The 18,411-nt window shown below is 71.1% G+C and carries 14 protein-coding genes; 11 read left to right on the top strand and 3 right to left on the bottom strand.

Annotated elements, in window-relative coordinates:
• The first annotated feature begins 118 nt into the window (after window positions 1-118).
• The 6 genes from ettA (at window position 119) to ABTU92_RS00655 (ending at window position 8,288) form a co-directional block, all read left to right on the top strand.
• The gene (gene ettA, locus ABTU92_RS00680; RefSeq protein ID WP_408086648.1) at window positions 119-1,771 is read left to right on the top strand and encodes an energy-dependent translational throttle protein EttA; all 1,653 of its coding nucleotides are present in this window, start codon (window positions 119-121) and stop codon (window positions 1,769-1,771) included.
• A 175-nt stretch (window positions 1,772-1,946) separates the two neighbouring features.
• Complete coding sequence (locus ABTU92_RS00675; RefSeq protein ID WP_408086646.1) at window positions 1,947-2,465, top strand: RT0821/Lpp0805 family surface protein; 519 nt, start codon at window positions 1,947-1,949, stop codon at window positions 2,463-2,465.
• Window positions 2,466-2,599: 134 nt separating this feature from the next.
• The gene (locus tag ABTU92_RS00670; RefSeq protein ID WP_408086644.1) at window positions 2,600-4,033 is read left to right on the top strand and encodes a hypothetical protein; all 1,434 of its coding nucleotides are present in this window, start codon (window positions 2,600-2,602) and stop codon (window positions 4,031-4,033) included.
• Between the two features lie 192 nt (window positions 4,034-4,225).
• The gene (gene ccmI, locus ABTU92_RS00665; protein ID WP_408086642.1) at window positions 4,226-5,776 is read left to right on the top strand and encodes a c-type cytochrome biogenesis protein CcmI; all 1,551 of its coding nucleotides are present in this window, start codon (window positions 4,226-4,228) and stop codon (window positions 5,774-5,776) included.
• Entirely contained in the window at window positions 5,773-6,312 is a 540-nt protein-coding gene (gene ccmE / locus ABTU92_RS00660) for a cytochrome c maturation protein CcmE (RefSeq protein WP_408086640.1), read from the top strand. The genes ccmI and ccmE overlap by 4 nt, the downstream gene beginning before the upstream one ends.
• The gene (locus tag ABTU92_RS00655; RefSeq protein ID WP_408086638.1) at window positions 6,309-8,288 is read left to right on the top strand and encodes a heme lyase CcmF/NrfE family subunit; all 1,980 of its coding nucleotides are present in this window, start codon (window positions 6,309-6,311) and stop codon (window positions 8,286-8,288) included. Before ccmE ends, ABTU92_RS00655 begins: the two co-directional genes overlap by 4 nt.
• Before the next feature lie 44 nt (window positions 8,289-8,332).
• Here ABTU92_RS00655 and ABTU92_RS00650 read toward each other — a convergent pair whose 3' ends face one another.
• The gene (locus ABTU92_RS00650) at window positions 8,333-8,797 is read right to left on the bottom strand and encodes a helix-turn-helix transcriptional regulator (RefSeq protein ID WP_408086636.1); all 465 of its coding nucleotides are present in this window, start codon (window positions 8,795-8,797) and stop codon (window positions 8,333-8,335) included.
• Window positions 8,798-8,821: 24 nt separating this feature from the next.
• Complete coding sequence (locus tag ABTU92_RS00645; protein WP_408086634.1) at window positions 8,822-9,064, bottom strand: type II toxin-antitoxin system RelE family toxin; 243 nt, start codon at window positions 9,062-9,064, stop codon at window positions 8,822-8,824.
• Window positions 9,065-9,144: 80 nt separating this feature from the next.
• On the opposite strand from ABTU92_RS00645, the gene ABTU92_RS00640 reads away from it, so the two are divergent.
• On the top strand, window positions 9,145-9,582 hold the full coding sequence (locus tag ABTU92_RS00640; protein ID WP_408086632.1) for a cytochrome c-type biogenesis protein: 438 nt from the start codon (window positions 9,145-9,147) through the stop codon (window positions 9,580-9,582).
• 168 nt (window positions 9,583-9,750) lie between these two features.
• On the opposite strand, the gene corA is transcribed toward ABTU92_RS00640, so the two are convergent.
• Window positions 9,751-10,800, bottom strand: a complete 1,050-nt coding sequence (gene corA, locus ABTU92_RS00635) for a magnesium/cobalt transporter CorA (protein ID WP_408086630.1) — start codon at window positions 10,798-10,800, stop codon at window positions 9,751-9,753.
• A 305-nt stretch (window positions 10,801-11,105) separates the two neighbouring features.
• Here corA and ABTU92_RS00630 point away from each other — a divergent pair, with 305 nt between their 5' ends.
• The 4 genes from ABTU92_RS00630 to ABTU92_RS00615 all read left to right on the top strand — a co-directional run bounded on the left by ABTU92_RS00630 (window position 11,106) and on the right by ABTU92_RS00615 (window position 18,397).
• A complete protein-coding gene (locus ABTU92_RS00630; protein WP_408086784.1) occupies window positions 11,106-12,668 on the top strand; it encodes a Do family serine endopeptidase in 1,563 nt (520 codons plus the stop codon).
• A gap of 549 nt (window positions 12,669-13,217) precedes the next feature.
• Window positions 13,218-13,895 carry a response regulator transcription factor gene (locus tag ABTU92_RS00625; protein ID WP_408086782.1) on the top strand — a complete coding sequence of 226 codons (678 nt, stop codon included), beginning with the start codon at window positions 13,218-13,220 and terminating at the stop codon, window positions 13,893-13,895.
• Window positions 13,879-15,417, top strand: coding sequence for an ATP-binding protein (locus ABTU92_RS00620; RefSeq protein ID WP_408086628.1), 1,539 nt, complete (start codon window positions 13,879-13,881; stop codon window positions 15,415-15,417). The genes ABTU92_RS00625 and ABTU92_RS00620 overlap by 17 nt, the downstream gene beginning before the upstream one ends.
• A 31-nt stretch (window positions 15,418-15,448) precedes the next feature.
• The gene (locus ABTU92_RS00615) at window positions 15,449-18,397 is read left to right on the top strand and encodes a bifunctional [glutamine synthetase] adenylyltransferase/[glutamine synthetase]-adenylyl-L-tyrosine phosphorylase (RefSeq protein WP_408086780.1); all 2,949 of its coding nucleotides are present in this window, start codon (window positions 15,449-15,451) and stop codon (window positions 18,395-18,397) included.
• Window positions 18,398-18,411 lie beyond the last annotated feature (14 nt).

The following is an 18,411-nucleotide window of genomic DNA, read 5'->3' as shown; positions in this document are numbered from 1 at the left end:
CGACGGGGGAGGGCCCGGCGACGCCGCCAGCCGCCCGGGCGCCCAGCTTGCCCTCGGGCGCGGCGGTCGCTACATCAGCGCGCGAATCCCGACAACCGGACGAGGACGAGGCGCGGCAATGGCCCGGCAGTTCATCTACCACATGCAGGGTCTGTCCAAGACCTATCCGGGCAACCGCAAGGTGCTCGACAACATCCACCTCTCCTTCTACCCGGACGCCAAGATCGGCGTGCTCGGCGTCAACGGCGCCGGCAAGTCGACCCTGCTGCGCATCATGGCCGGCATCGACAAGGAGTACACGGGCGACGGCTGGGTGGCCGAGGGCGCCCGCGTCGGCTACCTGCCGCAGGAGCCGCAGCTCGAGCAGAGCCTCACGGTGCGCGAGAACGTCATGCTCGGCGTCGCCGCCAAGAAGGCGATCCTCGACCGCTACAACGAGCTGATGATGGACTACTCCGACGACACCGCGGAGGAGGCCGCCGCGCTCCAGGACAAGATCGATCACCAGAACCTGTGGGATCTCGACTCGCAGGTCGAGCAGGCCATGGACGCGCTCGGCTGCCCGCCCGACGACTGGGCGGTCGACAAGCTCTCGGGCGGCGAGCGCCGCCGCGTCGCGCTGTGCCGGCTGCTGCTCGAGCAGCCCGAGCTGCTGCTCCTCGACGAGCCGACCAACCATCTCGACGCCGAGACGGTGAACTGGCTGGAAGGGCACCTGCGCAACTATCCGGGCGCCATCCTGATCGTCACCCACGACCGCTACTTCCTCGACAACGTGACGGGCTGGATCCTCGAGCTCGATCGCGGCCGCGGCATCCCCTACGAGGGCAACTACTCGTCCTGGCTGAAGCAGAAGCAGAAGCGGCTCGAGCAGGAGGGCCGCGAGGAGGAGACGCGCCAGAAGACGCTGGCGCGCGAGCAGGAGTGGATCGCGTCCTCGCCGAAGGCCCGCCAGGCCAAGTCCAAGGCGCGCTACCAGCGCTACGAGGAGCTTCTGCAGAAGGCCAACGACAAGGCGCCGACCACGGCCCAGATCGTCATTCCGGTGGCCGAGCGGCTCGGCCAGAACGTCATCGACTTCGAAGGTCTGACCAAGGCGTTCGGCGACAAGCTCTTGATCGACGATCTCACCTTCAAGCTGCCGCCCGGCGGCATCGTCGGCGTGATCGGTCCGAACGGCGCCGGCAAGACGACACTGTTCCGCATGATCACCGGCCAGGAGCAGCCCGACAAGGGCACGATCGTGATCGGCGACTCGGTCAAGCTCGGCTATGTCGACCAGTCGCGCGACAGCCTCGATCCGAAGAAGACCGTGTGGGAGGAGCTGTCCGACGGTCTCGACATCCTCATGCTCGGCAAGCGCGAGATCAACAGCCGCGCCTATTGCGGCGCCTTCAACTTCAAGGGCGCCGACCAGCAGAAGAAGGTCGGCAACCTGTCGGGTGGCGAGCGCAACCGCGTGCATCTCGCCAAGATGCTCAAGTCCGGCGCCAACGTCCTGCTGCTCGACGAGCCGACCAACGACCTCGACGTCGACACGCTGCGGGCGCTCGAAGAGGCGCTGGAGGACTTCGCCGGCTGTGCCGTGATCATCAGCCACGATCGCTGGTTCCTGGACCGCATCGCCACCCACATCCTCGCCTTCGAGGGCGACAGCCACGTCGAGTGGTTCGAGGGCAACTTCCAGGACTACGAGGCCGACAAGATGCGCCGGCTCGGCACGGATTCGATCCTGCCGCATCGCCTCAAGTACAAGAAGTTCTCGCGCTGACGGTCGTGACGCCGGCCCCGCGTCGCCGCGGGACCGGCGTGTCGCCGATCATACCGGTGCGGCAATTGCGGCGCGCCGGCTGCGGCGCATGTCCCTCGTTTCGCCCTATTCCTGCCCCCATACCGGGCATCGGGAAAAGTGTGTTCGGCCGTCCGGCCGTGCGTGGGGGATATCGATGAAGCGGTTCGGATCGGCGGCGCGCGCCGCCGTCATGGCCTCGGGCCTCGTGGCCTCGGGTCTGGCGCTGACGCTGGCCGGCTGCGCCGGGGATCCGGCCACCGGCATCGGGGCGCGCGAGCAGACCGGCACGCTGGTCGGCGCGCTCGGCGGCGCGGCGCTCGGCGCCGCCGTGACGGGCGGCGGCACCGGCTCGAAGCTCGCCGGCGGTCTCGCCGGCGCGGCGATCGGCGGCCTGCTCGGCAATCGCATCGGCGCCGCCATGGACGACGAGGACCGCCGCCGCGCCTACGAGGCCCAGATGGCGGCGCTGGAGACCGGCCGGTCGGGCGCCCCGGTGTCGTGGCGCAATCCCGACTCGGGCCGCTACGGCACCATCGTGCCGGGGCCGGCCTATGACCAGGGCGGCCAGAACTGCCGGCAATTCACCCACACGATCTATATCGACGGGACGCCGCAGACGGCGCGCGGCACCGCCTGCCGCAACCCGGACGGCTCGTGGACGCCGATCGGCTGATCGGCGCGGCCCAACCGGTACCAAATTACGGATTGGTTTGACGGATCGCGGCGTCTGCCGCGCTCCGTTTAACGCGTTCTTCAGATCGCGCCCCTATACCCGAGCCAGGATATTCCGCTCGGCAAGGTGTGTGGATGGCAGGCGAGGAGCAAGCCTCCGAGAAGTTGCGCGCGTATCTGCGTCAGCTGTCGCCCGAAGCGCGGGCCATGCTGATGGCGGAGGTCGAGCGCGGCCTGCAGGCCGGCCACGACCATCTGCCGGCGCCCGACCTGCTGCTCGAGCATCTGCGCGAGGTGCTGCGCGAGAACGAGGACGATCCGGCCCCGGAGCGTGCCGCCAACCCGTCGCGGCTGTTCTTCGTCCCGATCGAGCCGTTCGTGACCGACGACGAGTCCTCGGCGGAGCCCGACGGCCGGGTGTCGCGCGCCAGCCTCGCCCCGCTGTGGGACTGGATCGTCACCGAGATCGCCCCGGCCGAGGCCAAGACCTTCGTCGCCGACGTCGGCCGGCATCTCGCCGCCAAGGACCAGGGCAAGGCCGATTTCGCCGCCCGCGCGTTCCAGGATCTCGTGGTCCGCAAGCTCGGCGACATCCTCCAGGCCGCCGGCAAGGACGACAAGGCGCGGCGCCGCATCGCCTTCCGCATCGGCACGGCGCGGGCCCAGTCCGACGTCGTCGAGTTCTTCACCATCATGAAGAACCGCGACACCCTCTCGGCGATCGGTAGCCGCCTGCCGTCGCGCATCCGCTCCGCCGCCGGCGACCAGCTCGACCAGATCGTCGGCGTGATCGACACCGCGGTCGCACGCGACAAGGCGCTGATCCGCTACGGCCTGATCCTCGTCATGAACCGCATGTCGGCGCCCTGGCATCTCGTCCGGGTGGCGGTGCGGGCGGCGCAGTCCGACAAGGCCGAGCGGATCGCCGAGAGCGCCTACGGCCTGGCGCTCGGCATGGTGCTGACCGAGACCGAGCGCGCCATGCGGGAGCTCGTCCACCATTTCCGCCGCGGCCAGATGGGCCGCGCGATCGAGTGCCTGAAGGACGTCCACGAGGCGGTGCGCGGCCTGCGCAGCGAGGTCAACATGTCGTCGGGCACCGGGCCGGCGCGGCAGCTCGCCGCCATCCGGGCCGGCGTCGCCGACGCGCTGAAGTCCGAGCTCGACACCATCCCGGGACGGGTCCGCCGCATCATCCGCATCGTCCCCGGCAAGCACCTGCCGGCCGGCGCCGCCATCGACCAGGGCGAGGTCGCCGAGATCGAGGCGCTGCTCGGCTTCCTGGCGGCGTGCAAGAACTACGCGAGCGAGCTCGCCCTCAACGAAATCACCCTGCGGGTGCTCTCCGACCTGCAGAGCCAGCTCGACAACGGCTCGCGCTCGATCATCGACGTGCTGCGCGCCTGCGAGCCGGGCGAGCTGCCCTACCGCAAGGCGCAGATGGAGGCGGCGATCCGCTTCTGCGCAAAAATTCTCGGCGACGAGTTCGCCGCCGTCATCGCGCGCGCCGCCGAGGTCGCGGTGAGCAGCGAGCGCAAGGCCGCCGGCAAGGTCGCCGCGAAGGGGTGAGGCGTCGCGCCCCGCCCGCGGGACACGAGGCTGCTCCGAGCGCCGCCGACGGCGTCTCGCGCACCCGGCCATAATTTTCCCGAACCGTCGCCCTATCGGGCTGCCGGCTGCGTCACGGGGCTTTGACATTTCCCAAGGTTGCGACCGGGGGCGTCATGGTCAATGACGGGGCCACCGGCTAGGGTCTCGCCCATGACGCTCTCCATATTGCTCGCGCTGATGACGGCGGTGGCGCTCGGCGCCGCGCTGTGGCCGCTGGTCCGCCGCACCGGACCCGGGCGCGGCGGCGACGATGCCGCCGTCTATCGTGACCAGCTCGACGAGATCGAGCGCGACCTGTCGCTCGGCGCCATCGGCCCGGCCGAGGCCGAGGCCGCCCGGGTCGAGGTGTCGCGCCGGCTGATCGCCGCCGCCGAGGCGGCCGCAGCCGCGCGCCCGGCGTCGCAGCCCGGCGGCGGGTCCGCGGTGCGCAAGGTGGCGGCCGCCGTGCTGGTGGCGCTGCCGCTCGCCGGGCTCGGCTGGTACCTCGTCACCGGATCGCCGGAGATGCCGGGCCAGCCGCTCGCCGAGCGGCTCGCCCGCCTGCATGCCGGGAAGAGCGGCGAGACCGACCAGAACGCCGCCATGGCCGCCATGGTGCCGAAGGTCGAGGCGCATCTGCGCAGCAATCCCGAGGACGGCCGCGGCTGGGCCGTGCTGGCGCCGGCCTACATGCGGCTCGAGCGATTCGACGACGCCGTGAAGGCGTATCGCAACGCCATCCGGCTGCTCGGCGAGACCGGCGACCGGGTGGCCGATCTCGGCGAGGCGCTGACCGGCCAGGCCGGCGGCACCGTCACGCCGGCCGCCAAGGCGCAGTTCGAGCGCGCCCTGGTGATCGACCGCGAGCACGTCTCCGCCGCCTATTATCTCGGCCTCGCCGCCCAGCAGGCCGGCCGGCCCGACGAGGCGCGCACGATCTGGCAGGGGCTCTTGGCGCGGGCGCCGGCCGACGCGCCGTGGACCGGCTTCGTCAAGACGGCGCTGTCGCAGCTCGATCGCGGCAGCGTCGCAGCGCCCGGTGGCGTGTCCGAGGACGTGCCGCAGGCGCTGACCGAGGACCAGAAGGCGATGGTGCGCGGCATGCTCGCCCAGCTCGCCGCCCGCCTCGAGAAGGACGGTACCGATGTCGACGGCTGGCTGCGGCTGATCCGCTCCCACATGGTGATGCGCGAGACCGACAAGGCCCGCGCCGCGCTCGCCGAGGCGCGGCGGGCGCTCGCCGACATGCCGGACCGGCTGGTGCGGCTGGAGGCCGAGGCGAAGCCCTACCGGCTCGATGCCGGCGTCGCGACCGCGCCGGCGGCCCCCGCCGGCCCGCGCGTCGCTGCGCCGGCGCAGAGTCCCGGCATCGCGCTACCCTCGCTGCCGGCCCCGGCCCGGCCGGGTGCGGCTCAGGGGGCAGGGGCGGGCGAGCAGTCGGCTGCGACCGGCGGCGGTGCCGACTACGACGAGACCATGCGGGGCCTGATCGACCGCCTCGCCAGGAAGCTCGCCGCCGACGGCAGCGACGTCGACGGCTGGCTGCGCCTGGTGCGCACCCATATCGCGCTCGGCGAGCGCGACCGCGCGACCGCGGCAGCCGCCGACGCGCGAAAAGCGCTCGCCGGCGCGCCCGAAAAACTCGCCCGCATCGATGCCGTCGCGAAGGAGCTCGGGCTACCCGAGCCGCGACCCGCGTCCGGTTCCGGAGTCGTGCAATGACCCGCAAGCAGCGTCGCTTCGCCCTGATCGCCGGCGGTGTCGCCGTGCTGGCCGTGGCGGTCGGCCTCGTCCTCAACGCGCTGACAGACTCGATCGTGTTCTTCAACTCGCCGACCGACGTCGTCGAGAAGAAGGTGCAGCCCGGCACGCGGCTGCGCATCGGCGGTCTGGTCGCCCCCGGCTCGGTGGAGCGCGGCGAGAATCTGGCGGTGCGCTTCCAGGTGACCGACGGCGCCAACACCATCGCGGTCGCCTACAAGGGCATCCTGCCGGATCTGTTCCGCGAGGGGCAGGGCGTGATCGCCGAGGGCGTGCTCGACGGCTCCGGCGTCAAGGCCGACAGCGTGCTCGCCAAGCACGACGAGAAGTACATGCCGCGCGAGGTCGCCGACGCGCTGAAGAAGCAGGGCCACTGGCAGGCCGACTACGACAAGGGCAAGGCGCCCAACGCTGCGCCCGCCGCCGCGCCGGCCGCGGCGCCCGGCCCGCAGTCGTCGGTGACGATGCCCGCCGCCACGGGAGCCGCGACGCGATGATCCCGGAGCTCGGCCACTACGCTCTCGTCCTGGCGCTGGCGCTGGCGCTCGCCCAGGCCATCGTGCCGTTGATCGGCGTGAAGACCGGCGACGACGCCCTGATGGCGGTGGCGAAGCCGACCGCGCTGGTGCAGTTCGGGTTCGTCGCGCTCTCCTTCGCGGCGCTGACCGCGAGCTACGTCGTCTCCGACTTCTCGGTCGAGAACGTCGCGGCGAACTCGCACTCGACCATGCCGCTCGTCTACAAGTTCACCAGCGTGTGGGGGAACCACGAGGGCTCGATGCTCCTGTGGGTGCTGATCCTCGCGCTGTTCGGGGCGATGCTGGCCGCCCTCGGCCGCAACGTGCCGGCCGTGCTGCACGCCGCCGTGCTCAGCGTGCAGGCGATCGTCGCGATCGCGTTCTACCTGTTCATCCTGATCACCTCCAATCCGTTCGCGCGGCTCGCCCAGCCGCCCTTCGAGGGGCGCGACCTCAATCCGATCCTGCAGGACATCGGCCTCGCGATCCATCCGCCGCTCTTGTACGTGGGTTATGTCGGCTTCTCGGTCGCCTTCTCGTTCGCGGCCGGCGCGCTCTTGATCGGCCGTATCGACGCGGCGTGGGCGCGCTTCGTGCGACCGTGGATCCTGATCGCCTGGATCTTCCTCACGCTCGGCATCGCGATGGGCTCCTACTGGGCCTATTACGAGCTCGGCTGGGGGGGCTGGTGGTTCTGGGATCCGGTCGAGAACGCCTCGCTGATGCCGTGGCTCGCCGGCACGGCGCTCCTCCATTCGGCCCTGGTGATGGAGAAGCGCGACGCCCTCAAGGTGTGGACCATCCTGCTCGCCATCCTCACCTTCTCGCTGTCGCTGATGGGCACGTTCCTGGTCCGCTCCGGCGTGCTCACCTCGGTGCACTCCTTCGCCACCGATCCGACGCGCGGCGTGTTCATCCTGGCGATCCTGGTCGTCTTCATCGGCGGCTCGCTGACGCTGTTCGCCTGGCGCGCCCCGATGCTGCGGCAGGGCGGCCTGTTCGCGCCGGTGTCGCGCGAAGGCTCGCTGGTCTTCAACAACCTGTTCCTCACCACGGCCTGCGCCACCGTGTTCGTCGGCACGCTCTACCCGCTGGCGCTCGAGGCGCTGACGGGGGCGAAGATCTCGGTCGGAGCCCCGTTCTTCAACATGACGTTCGGCCCGCTGATGGTGCCGCTGCTGATCGCCGTGCCGTTCGGCCCGCTGCTCGCCTGGAAGCGCGGCGACCTGTTGGGAGTCGCGCAACGGCTGGTCACCGCCGCGGGCGCCGCCGTGCTGGCGCTGGTGATCACGTTCGCCCTGCAGGGCGGACCCGTGCTGGCGCCGCTCGGCATCGGCCTCGCCGCGTTTGTGATCGTCGGCGCCGCGACCGACGTCGCCGAGCGTATCGGCCTGTTCCGTCTGCCGGCCGGCACGAGCTTTCGGCGCGCCGTCGGCCTGCCGCGCTCGGCCTGGGGCACGGCGCTCGGCCATGCCGGGCTCGGCGTCATGCTGCTCGGCATCGTCGGCGAGTCGCAGTGGAACATCGAGCGCATCGTCGCCATGAAGGCCGGCGACGTCGCCACGGTCGGCCGCTACGAGCTGGTGTTCGACGGGCTCGACCAGCGCGAGGGCCCGAACTACCGCGAGCTGTCGGTGCGCTTCGCGGTGCGCGAGGGCGGCGTGAAGATCGCGACACTGGCGCCGGCCAAGCGCGCCTTCACGCATCGCGAGATGGCGACCACCGAGGCCGCGCTGATGCGCCACGGCGTCGGCCAGCTCTATGTCTCGCTCGGCGACCTCAATCCGGACGGCTCGGTCGCCGTGCGGGCCTACGACAAGCCGCTGGTGCTGCTGATCTGGATCGGCACCATCGTGATGTCGATCGGCGGCGGTCTGTCGCTGTCGGATCGCCGCCTGCGCGTCGGCGCGCCGCGCCCCTCCAAGGCGAGGCTCGCCGCCCAGCCGGCGGAGTGAGAAGGTTGTCGCCGGCCGTGATCGCGCGCCGAATGCGCCGCGTCTCAGCGGTGGGGCGTCTTGCGGCCGGCTGCGCGTTGCGCGGCTTTCTTGCGCGATGGTGCTTCGGGCGATCCGAGGTCGTTCTCGACGGGCGCCAGGAGATCGAGCGGCACGGAGAGCACCCGGGCGAGCTTCCGGTGCAGGGCGAGCGGTCCTGCTCGCTTGCCGCTTTCGAGGTCCGACAGGTAGCCTTGGGTGATCCCGAGCGCAGTGGCGAGCTCGACCTGGGTCATTCCGCGAAATCCGCGCAGCACGCGGATCGGGTTTTCTCCGTCGGCGAGCGCCTCCGCGACCGCGAGCGGAAAGACCGGCGCGCCGGCCGCGATCTCCTCGCGGGCCTTCGCGACCAGTCGGGCCGTGCCGGCATCCTCGGCGGCTTCCGCCGCGAGGGCGACGAGCCGCTCGTATTCGGCGCGCGGCAGGATCGCCACCTCGCCCTTCGGGGTCGTCTCGAAGCGGACCTTCATGTCGGCCTCCCGGCCTCTTTCGTGTCAATCGTAGATGTCGCGGCGATGGCCGACCGCCACCACCACGATGGTGTCGCCGTCAGGGTCGAAGATCACCCGCCAGTCGCCGACCCGAAGGCGTGCCCCGGCCCGGCCCTTCAGCACCTTGACGTCGCCGTGGCCGGTGGCCGCGTAGGCCTCCAGCCGCGCCCTGATGCGGGTCCGCGCCGCCTTGGACAGCTTCGTCCACTGCCGCGTCGCGGCCGGAGTGAAGACGATCGACCGCATGCCTCGATATCGCATTCTGCGATATCGAGGTCAACCGGGATTATGCCGTGATGATCCGACGACTGTTGATTTGCGTTTCGATGGCGCTCGCGATCGCCGGTCCCGCTCTCGCCGTGCAGCCCGACGAGATGCTGAAGGACCCGGCGCAGGAGCAGCGGGCGCGCGACATCTCGCAGCATCTGCGTTGCCTCGTGTGCCAGAACCAGTCGATCGACGATTCAGACGCCGGGCTCGCTCGCGACCTGCGCCTGCTGGTGCGCGAGCGGATCGAGAAAGGCGACAGCAACAGCCAGGTGATCGACTATCTGGTCGCCCGCTACGGCGAGTTCGTGCTCTTGAAGCCACGCTTCTCGTGGCAGACCGCGATCCTGTGGGTCGCGCCCGCCCTGATCCTGCTCGCCGGCGCGATCGGCTTCGGCGTGATGCTCCACCGCCGCCGCGACGCCGCCGAGATGGCCGTCGCCGCACCGCTCAGCGACGAGGAGAAGAAGAAGCTCGCCGAGCTGACGAAGGGCTGAGGTTTCGGCTGTTCGATCCATTCGGTGGTCATTCCGGGGCGGCGCGCAGCGCCGAACCCGGAATCCAGCCCAGATCGCGGAGCTCGAGCTCGCCGCTGGATTCCGGGTTCGCGGCTTCGCCGCGCCCCGGAATGACAACGCCGCGTGCAAGAGGGAACGCCCCCGTTCCTACAGCCACCCCACCCGGCGGAACCACCAGAACAGCCCGCCGCAGGCGGCCAAAATGCAGCCGACCACGACGTAGTAGCCCCACACCCAGTCGAGCTCCGGCATGTGCTTGAAGTTCATGCCGTAGATGCCGGCGACCGCGGTCGGCACAGCGAGGATGGCGGCCCAGGCGGCGAGGCGCCGCGTGATCACGGTCTGCTGCATCTGCCCGACCATCAGGCCCGCTTCGAACGCGAAGGCCAGGACCTCGCGCAGCGCGTCGATCTCCGACTGGACGCGCTTGATGTGGTCCGTCACGTCGCGGAACAGCGGCTGCAGATTGGGGTCGATGGCGGTGAGCTTGGAGTGCTCCAGCCGCTGGCACACGTCGACCAGCGGGCCGGCGGCGTTGCGCAGCCGCAGGAGGTCGCGGCGCAGCGTGTAGAGGCGCTCGATCGCCTCGGTGCCGAGGCTGTTCTCCAGCACCCGGTCCTCGATGCGCTCGACCTCCTCGGTGATCGCCTCCAGCACCGGGGCGTAGTTGTCGACGATGAAGTCGAGCACCGAATAGAGGATGTAGTCCTCGCCCTGGATCAGCATGTCGGGCGAGGCCTCGCAGCGCCGCCGGATGTCGGCATAGGAGCGCGAGGCGCCGTGCCGCACGCTCACCACGTAGCCGTGGCCGACGAACAGATGCGTCTCGCCGAAGGCGACGCGGCCGTCGACCATCTGGGCGGTCCGCGCGACGACGAACAGCGTGTCGCCGTACTGCTCGAGCTTGGGCTGCTGATGCGCCTTCTCGGCGTCCTCGATGGCGAGCGGATGCAGGGCGAACTGCTGCTGCAAGGCGGCGAGCAGCTCGTGGTCGGGCTCGTAGAGGCCGATCCAGACGACATGGCGGGGGCGTTGCGCCCAGCTCCCGGCCTCCTCGACCGGGATGTCGGCGAGCCGCCGTCCGTCGCGGTAGACGACCGCGTTGACGAGGCCGTGCGCGTCGCCGTCCCGCGGCCGCAGGGCGGTGAGGGCGGGCGGCGCCGGCGCGGGCGGCCGGTCCGGCAGAGTCTCGGTCATGCTCGGTCTCCGCGGCCCGGCCGAGGCGACCGCCGCGACGTGCCGCGGCGGGACGGGCAGGGGCCGATGTAACGCGGCGGGGCGCCAGCGCCAAGCCGCGCCTGGCCGGGGGCGCCTTGGTTCGGTCCAACTGATTGAAATAAATAAGGTTTTATGAGCCCCCCCAGATTACGGAGTTTTAATCCGGCGGTCAGGACGCGGTAATCCGGCGATCTCCATCTTCTCCGACGACGGTGATGCGGTTCGCGCCGCCGAACGAGCCGAACGACGTGATGTCGGACGACATGATGCCGAACGACCTGAAGATGGAGCCTTCGATGAACGAGACCGAATCCCTGACCGGCAAGGTGCGCAGCCTGGTGTCGGCGCGGCGCCTGGCGCTGCTCGCGACGGTCGGCGCACTCGGTGCCGGCGTGCTGTTCGTCAATCCCGATTTCGTGCCCGGCAGCCGCCAGACTGCGCTGCTCGCCCCCGCCTATGCCCAGAACACCCAGCGCCCCGCCGGGTTCGCCGACATCGTCGACAAGGTGAAGCCGGCCGTGATCTCGGTGAAGGTCAAGGTCAGCAACGAGCGGCCGCGGGTCGGCACCCGGGGCGAGGATCCGTTCGGCCAGGGCTCGCCCTTCGAGTTCTTCTTCCGCCGCTTCGGCCAGGGCCAGGACGGCATCCCGGACCAGCCGCAGAACCCGCGCCGCCGGCAGTTCTCGACCGGCCAGGGCTCCGGCTTCTTCATCACGCCGGACGGCTACGCCGTGACCAACAACCACGTGGTCGACAAGGCCGAGAGCGTCCAGGTGACGACCGACGACGGCAAGACCTACACGGCCAAGGTGATCGGCACCGATCCGCGCACCGACCTCGCGCTGATCAAGGTCGACGGCCGCACCGACTTCCCCGCCGTCGCGCTCGGCGACAAGGCACCGCGCATCGGCGACTGGGTGCTGGCGGTCGGCAATCCGTTCGGCCTCGGCGGCACTGTCACGGCCGGCATCGTCTCGGCTCGCGGCCGCGACATCGGCGCCGGCCCCTACGACGACTTCCTGCAGATCGACGCGCCGGTGAACCGCGGCAATTCGGGCGGCCCGAGCTTCGACATGGACGGCAACGTGGTCGGCGTGAACACGGCGATCTTCTCGCCGTCCGGCGGCTCCGTCGGCATCGCCTTCGCGATTCCCGCCGAGACCGTCCGCACCGTCGTCGCCCAGCTCAAGGACAAGGGCAAGGTGTCGCGCGGCTGGATCGGCGTGCAGATCCAGTCGGTCACCGACGACATCGCCGACAGCCTCGGGCTCAAGACCGACCAGGGGGCGCTGGTCGCCGAGCCGCAGTCCGGCAGCCCGGCCGCCAAGGCCGGCATCAAGTCGGGTGACGTGATCACGGCCGTCAACGGCGAGCCCGTGAAGGACTCCAAGACCCTCGCCCGCACCATCGGCATGATGGCGCCCGGCGCCACCGTGAAGCTCGACGTCTTCCGCAACGGCAAGACCGAGACGCTGAACCTGACGCTCGGCGAGCTGCCCAAGGAGCAGCGCCTCGCCTCGCGCGGCGACGGCGACGGCGAGCGCTCCGGCCGCAGCGGCGACACCAAGGTGCCGCGCCTCGGCCTGACGCTGGCCCCGGCCGGCGCGGTGGCCGGCGGCGGCAGCGAGGGCGTGGTCGTCACCCAGGTCGATCCCGACGGCGCGGCCGGCGACCGGCTGCGGACCGGCGATGTCATCCTCGACGTCGGCGGCACGACCGTGAACTCCCCGGCCGACGTCCGCAAGGCGCTCGGCGAGGCCCAGACGGGCGGCAAGAAGACCGTCCTGATGCGCGTCAAGACCGGCCAGAACACCCGCTTCGTCGCGGTGCCTCTCGCCAAGGGCTGACCGCCGCCTCGGGGCGCTGCCGTCGGTCCTCGAGTCGCCCCGGCCCGGCAGCCTCCGAACACGGGACGGTCTCGGCCGTCCCGTCTGTCTTCGCGCCCCGAGGGCCGGCCTGCCGGCTCTCGGTCGTAGGAACGGGGCCGGCTTGCCGGCTCTCGGTCGTAAGAACGGGGCCGGCCTGCCGGCTCTCGGTTGTAATACGGGGACGTTCCGCCGCCACCGGTCACGACGATCGGGACGGCGCGCCCGTCCCGCCTGCCATCTGACGGATCCGGCATATCCTCGCCCCGCCGGGCCGTCGGAGGAGGGGACGGCGGTCCGCCGTCGTCCCCTTTCCGCTCCGCCCGGCGGTGTGCCGTGCGATCCGATCCCCGGCGCGGTTGTCATGGCGTCGAGGGCTCGCTACTTCTCCGGATGGAGGCGCCCGTGTCACCCGTGTCCACGTCACCCGTGTCCGTGTCGCCCCTGTCCGGGTCGCCGATGCAGCGGATGCCGACGGTCGAGGCGCCCCCCGAACGGACCGCCGTCGGTCCCGAGGCCAAGGTTCACACCATGCGCCTGTTGATCATCGAGGACGATCGCGACGCCGCCGACTATCTGGTCAAGGCGCTGCGCGAGGTCGGTCACGTGGCGGATCACGCCGCCGACGGCGAGGAGGGCCTGGCGCTCGCCAGCCACGAGACCTACGACGTCCTGATCGTCGATCGCATGCTGCCCAAGCGCGACGGCCTCTCGGTCATCGGCGCGCTGCGGGCCAAGGGCGCCACGGTTCCGGCGCTGATCCTGTCGGCGCTCGGCGCCGTGGACGATCGCGTCAAGGGACTGCGCGCCGGCGGCGACGATTATCTCGCGAAGCCGTACTCGTTCGCCGAGCTGCTCGCCCGCGTCGAGATTCTGGCGCGGCGCCACGGCGGCCGCGAGGAGACGGTCTACCGGGTCGGCGATCTCGAGCTCGACCGGCTGTCGCACCGGGTGACCCGCGGCAAGGAGGAGATCGTCCTGCAGCCGCGCGAGTTCCGCCTGCTCGAGTATCTGATGAAGCACGCCGGCCAGGTGGTCACCCGCACCATGCTGCTGGAGAACGTGTGGGACTATCACTTCGATCCGCAGACCAACGTGATCGACGTGCACGTCTCGCGTCTGCGCGGCAAGATCGACAAGGGCTTCGCGCAGCCGCTCCTCCACACGGTCCGCGGGGCCGGATACATGATCCGTGACGGCGCTCGCTAAGCTCCTCAAGACCACGGTCTTCCGCCTCACCCTTCTGTACCTCCTGGTGATGGTGCTGTTCGCCGCGTTCCTGCTCGGCTATTTCGCCCTCAACACGCGGCGGTTGATGAACGAGCAGATCGTCCGCACGGTCGAGACCGAGACGGACGAGCTGACCCGCCAGTACGAGGCCGCCGGCCTGCGCCGGCTCCTCTTCATCGTCGAGAGCCGCGGCAACCAGCCGGGATCGAGCCTCTATCTCGTGACGACGCCGACCGGCGGCGGCATCGCCGGCAACGTCGCCTCGCTGGAGGCGGGCGTGATCGAGCGGTCGGGCTGGGTCGAGACCAGCTATCGCCGGCTGGAGGAGCCGGACGGCGGCGACCACACGGCGCTCGTCAAGGTGACCGAGTTGCCCGGCGGGTTCCGCCTCCTGGTCGGCCGCGACCTCGCCGAGCGCGAGCACCTGTTCCGCATCGTCGCCACGGCGGGGCGCTGGTCGGTCGCGATCGTCGTCGTCCTCGGCCTGCTGGGGGGCGTGTTCGTCAGCCGCCGGGTGCTGCGCCGCATCGACGCGATGACCGACAAGGCCCGTGTCATCATGGCGGGTGATCTCGCCGGGAGGCTCCCCGTGGCCGGCTCCGGCGACGAGCTCGACCGCCTGGCGACCAGCCTGAACACCATGCTGGAGCGCATCGAGACGCTGCTGCGCGGGCTCAAGGAGGTCACCGACAACGTCGCCCACGACCTCAAGACGCCACTCACCCGGCTGCGCAACCGCAGCGAGGCGGCGCTACGCCATGCGTCGAGCGAGGCCGACTATCGCCAGGCGCTCGAAGCCGTCATCGAGGAATCGGACGGGCTGATCCGCACCTTCGAGAGCCTGCTGATGATCGCCCGCGCCGAGTCCGGGGAACCGCGCGCCGACATGGTGGTGTTCGACGCGGCCGCGATCGCCCGCGACGTCGGCGAGCTGTACGAGCCGCTCGCCGAGGAGAAGGGGCTCGCCTTGCGGGTCGAGGCGGCGGAGGCGGCGCCGATCCGCGCCAACCGCGAGCTGATCGGCCAGGCGCTCGCCAATCTGATCGACAACGCCATCAAGTACGCGGCCGAAGCGGATGCCGCGGACCGGGCGACCGCGGCGTCGCCGGCCGGCCTTCCGGTCGCGGTGGGCGCCGGCGCCGGCGTGGGTGCGCCGGGAGACGGCGGGACCATGGTGGCCGAGGCTCCGCCCCAGGTGCCGCCCGACATGCCGCCGATGTTCCCGCCGCCGCCGGCCGACGTGGTGGTCGCCGCCGCGACGCTCGGCGACCGGATCGAGATCTCGGTCGCGGATCGCGGCCCCGGCATCGCCGCCGCGGATCGCGGCCGGGTGCTCGAACGCTTCGTCCGGCTGGAGAAGAGCCGCTCCCAGCCGGGCTCCGGGCTCGGATTGAGCCTTGCATCCGCGATCGCGCGGCTTCATGGAGGTGAGCTGCGGCTGGAAGACAATGCGCCGGGTCTTCGGGTCGTCCTCTCCCTCCCTCGCGCGGCGCCCGCCTGAAGGACCCTCCGTGGCGAACCAGCCGGCAGCGATGGCCGTCGAAGCAAGGTCCGCGACGCTCGCGGAGCGTCTCGTCCGTGCACCCCTTCTGGTCGATGCGGAGGCCGCTCGGGCCGCCGTCGACGAGTGGATCGTCGAGGCGGGCGAGGCCGGCGCAGCCTTCGCGGAGATCGCGGCGGTGCATCCGCTGGCCCGCGCGCTGACCGAGGCGCTCGCCGACGGCTCGCCCTATCTGTGGGAGCTGATCCGGCGCGATCCCGCGTGCTTCGTCCGGCTGCTCGACCGCGATCCCGACGCGCATCTGCGCGACCGCATGTCGGAGACGTTCCGGGCCGTGGCGCACGGCGCCGACGACGCCGAGGTGATGCGGCTCTTGCGTCGGCTCAAGGCGGAGGCGGCGCTGCTGATCGCGGTCGCCGACATCGGCGGCGTGTGGCCGCTCGCGCAGGTGACGCGGGCGCTGAGCGATCTCGCCGACACGGCCGTGCGGGCGGCGGTGCGCCACCTGCTGCTCTCCGCGATGCGGGCCGGCAAGCTGGTGCCGCGCGACCCCGACCACATCGAGGAGCATTGCGGCTATGTCGTCTTCGCGATGGGCAAGGGCGGCGCCCACGAGCTCAACTACTCGAGCGACATCGACCTGATCGTCTTCTACGACCCGGCGGCGCCGCTCGCCCCCGACATCGAGCCGGGTCCGCAATTCGTGCGGATGACCCGCACGCTGATCAAGCTGCTGCAGGAGCGCAACGGCGACGGCTACGTGTTCCGCGTCGATCTTCGCCTGCGGCCCGACCCCGCCTCGACCCAGGTCGCCGTCTCGGTGCCGGCGGCGCTCGACTACTACGAGAGCGTCGGCCAGAACTGGGAGCGCGCCGCCTTCATCAAGGCGCGGCCGGTCGCCGGCGACCTCGCGCTCGGCGGCCTCGTGCTCAAGGAGCTGACGCCGTTCGTCTGGCGCAAGTATCTCGACTTCGCGACGCTCGCCGACGTGCACGCGATGAAACGCCAGATCCACGCCTACAAGGGGCACGGCGACATCGCGGTCGAGGGCCACAACGTCAAGCTCGGCCGCGGCGGCATCCGCGAGATCGAGTTCTTCGTGCAGACCCAGCAGCTCATCGCCGGCGGCCGCAATCCCGGCCTGCGCGGCCGCGAGACGCTGGAGATGCTGGACGCGCTCGCCGAGGGCGGCTGGATCGCGCCGGAGGCGGCGACCGAGCTCGCCCGCGCCTACCGGTTCCTGCGCGAGGTCGAGCACCGGCTGCAGATGGTGGCCGACGAGCAGACCCACAATCTGCCCTCCGACCGGCCGGCGCTGGAGCGCTTCGCCCGCTTCCTCGGCTACGAGAGCCGCGACGCCTTCGCGACCGCGCTGCTCGCCGAGCTCAACGTCGTCCAGCGCCATTACGGTGCGCTGTTCGAGCACGCGGCGCTGCGCGCCGCCGAGCAGCGCGGGCTCGCCTTCCCGACCGACCGCGACGACAAGGAGACGCTCGACAAGCTCGGCGCCATGGGGTTCCGCACCCCGCTCGAAGTATCGACGACGGTGCGGCGCTGGCTCTCCGGCGCGCCGCGGGGCCTGCGTGGCGAGGCGGCGCGCAGCCACTTCACCCAGCTCGTGCCGATGCTGCTCGATCAGCTCGCCGCCGCCGAGAATCCCGACGCTGCGGTGCTGGCCTTCGACCATTTCCTCGCCGGCCTGCACGGCGGCGCGCGGCTGTTCGCGCTCCTCAACCAGAATCCCGACCTGGTCGCGCTGGTCGGCCTGCTGCTCGGCACCGCGCCTCGCCTCGCCGACATCCTCGCCGCCCACCCCCAGGTGATGGACCCGCTGATCGACCCGGCCTTCTTCGGCGCGCTGCCCGACGCGGGGAGGCTCGACGAGGAGCTGGAGCGCTCGCTCGCCCAGGCGCGCTCCGACGAGGACTTCCTGGACCGCGTGCGGCTGTTCGGTCAGGAGCACATGTTCCTGATCGGCGCCCGCATCCTCTCCGGCACCGTGTCGGCCGTGCAGGCCGGCGACGCCTTCGCCGGGCTCGCCGACGTCGTCATCAAGGCGCTGCACCGCTCCGTCGAGACGAGCTTCTCGCGGATCTACGGTCGCATCCCGAAGGGCGAGAGCGCCGTGCTCGCGATGGGCAAGCTCGGCGGCCGCGAGATGACGGCCTCCTCGGATCTCGATCTGATCGTCATCTACGACTTCGACGAGGCGCATCCCGAATCCGACGGCGAGCGCTCGCTCTACGGCAGCCAGTACTTCGCCCGCTTCACCCAGCGGCTGATCAACGCGCTCACCACCCAGACCAATCACGGCCGCCTCTACGAGGTCGACATGCGGCTGCGGCCGTCCGGTCGCTCCGGCCCGGTCGCCACCTCGCTCGCCGCCTTCCGCGATTATCAGCGCAGCGATGCCTGGACCTGGGAGCACATGGCGCTGACCCGGGCGCGCGTCGTCTCCGCGTCACCGGCCTTCGCGCGCGGCGTCGAGCAGGCGATCCGCGCCGTGCTGTGCGTGCCGCGCGACGCGAAGACCATCGCTGGCGACGTCGTCGAGATGCGCCGCGCCATCGCCACCGAGAAGGGCGACGGCGACCGCTGGAGCCTCAAATACGTCGCCGGCGGGCTCGTCGATATCGAGTTCGTCGCCCAGTACCTGCAGCTCGTCCACGCCGCGAAGACGCCGGCGATCCTCGACACCTCGACCATCCGGGTGCTGGAGAAGGCAGCCCGGCTCGGCTTCCTGTCGGTCGAGGACGCCGAGGTGCTGCGCCCCGCGGCGCGCCTCTATCACGACCTCACCCACGTGCTGCGCCTGTGCCTGCCCGGGGCCTTCGAGCCGGAGAAGGCGGGTGCCGGTCTCCTCGCGCTGCTCACCCGCGCCGCCGACGTGCCCGACTTCGCCACCCTCGAAGCCCACCTCGCCGAGACCCAGGAGCGCGTCCGCGCGAGCTTCGTGCGGGTCTTGGGGGAGGAGCCGTAGGGGGCGGGGCCCGG

This window comes from Rhodoplanes sp. SY1, assembly GCF_046000175.1.
In the GTDB taxonomy this organism is placed as follows: Bacteria; Pseudomonadota; Alphaproteobacteria; order Rhizobiales; family Xanthobacteraceae; genus Rhodoplanes.
Note: the sequence above shows the minus strand (reverse complement) of the source record. Positions and strands in the feature narration are given on the sequence as shown.

Excerpts from the sequence above, each read along its gene's own strand:
- ettA (WP_408086648.1), top strand. The coding sequence starts at position 119 with ATGGCCCGGCAGTTCATCTACCACATGCAGGGTCTGTCCAAGACCTAT.
- ABTU92_RS00675 (WP_408086646.1), top strand. The coding sequence starts at position 1,947 with ATGAAGCGGTTCGGATCGGCGGCGCGCGCCGCCGTCATGGCCTCGGGC.
- ABTU92_RS00670 (WP_408086644.1), top strand. The coding sequence starts at position 2,600 with ATGGCAGGCGAGGAGCAAGCCTCCGAGAAGTTGCGCGCGTATCTGCGT.
- ccmI (WP_408086642.1), top strand. The coding sequence starts at position 4,226 with ATGACGCTCTCCATATTGCTCGCGCTGATGACGGCGGTGGCGCTCGGC.
- ccmE (WP_408086640.1), top strand. The coding sequence starts at position 5,773 with ATGACCCGCAAGCAGCGTCGCTTCGCCCTGATCGCCGGCGGTGTCGCC.
- ABTU92_RS00655 (WP_408086638.1), top strand. The coding sequence starts at position 6,309 with ATGATCCCGGAGCTCGGCCACTACGCTCTCGTCCTGGCGCTGGCGCTG.
- ABTU92_RS00650 (WP_408086636.1), bottom strand. The coding sequence starts at position 8,797 with ATGAAGGTCCGCTTCGAGACGACCCCGAAGGGCGAGGTGGCGATCCTG.
- ABTU92_RS00645 (WP_408086634.1), bottom strand. The coding sequence starts at position 9,064 with ATGCGGTCGATCGTCTTCACTCCGGCCGCGACGCGGCAGTGGACGAAG.
- ABTU92_RS00640 (WP_408086632.1), top strand. The coding sequence starts at position 9,145 with ATGGCGCTCGCGATCGCCGGTCCCGCTCTCGCCGTGCAGCCCGACGAG.
- corA (WP_408086630.1), bottom strand. The coding sequence starts at position 10,800 with ATGACCGAGACTCTGCCGGACCGGCCGCCCGCGCCGGCGCCGCCCGCC.
- ABTU92_RS00630 (WP_408086784.1), top strand. The coding sequence starts at position 11,106 with ATGGAGCCTTCGATGAACGAGACCGAATCCCTGACCGGCAAGGTGCGC.
- ABTU92_RS00625 (WP_408086782.1), top strand. The coding sequence starts at position 13,218 with ATGCGCCTGTTGATCATCGAGGACGATCGCGACGCCGCCGACTATCTG.
- ABTU92_RS00615 (WP_408086780.1), top strand. The coding sequence starts at position 15,449 with ATGGCCGTCGAAGCAAGGTCCGCGACGCTCGCGGAGCGTCTCGTCCGT.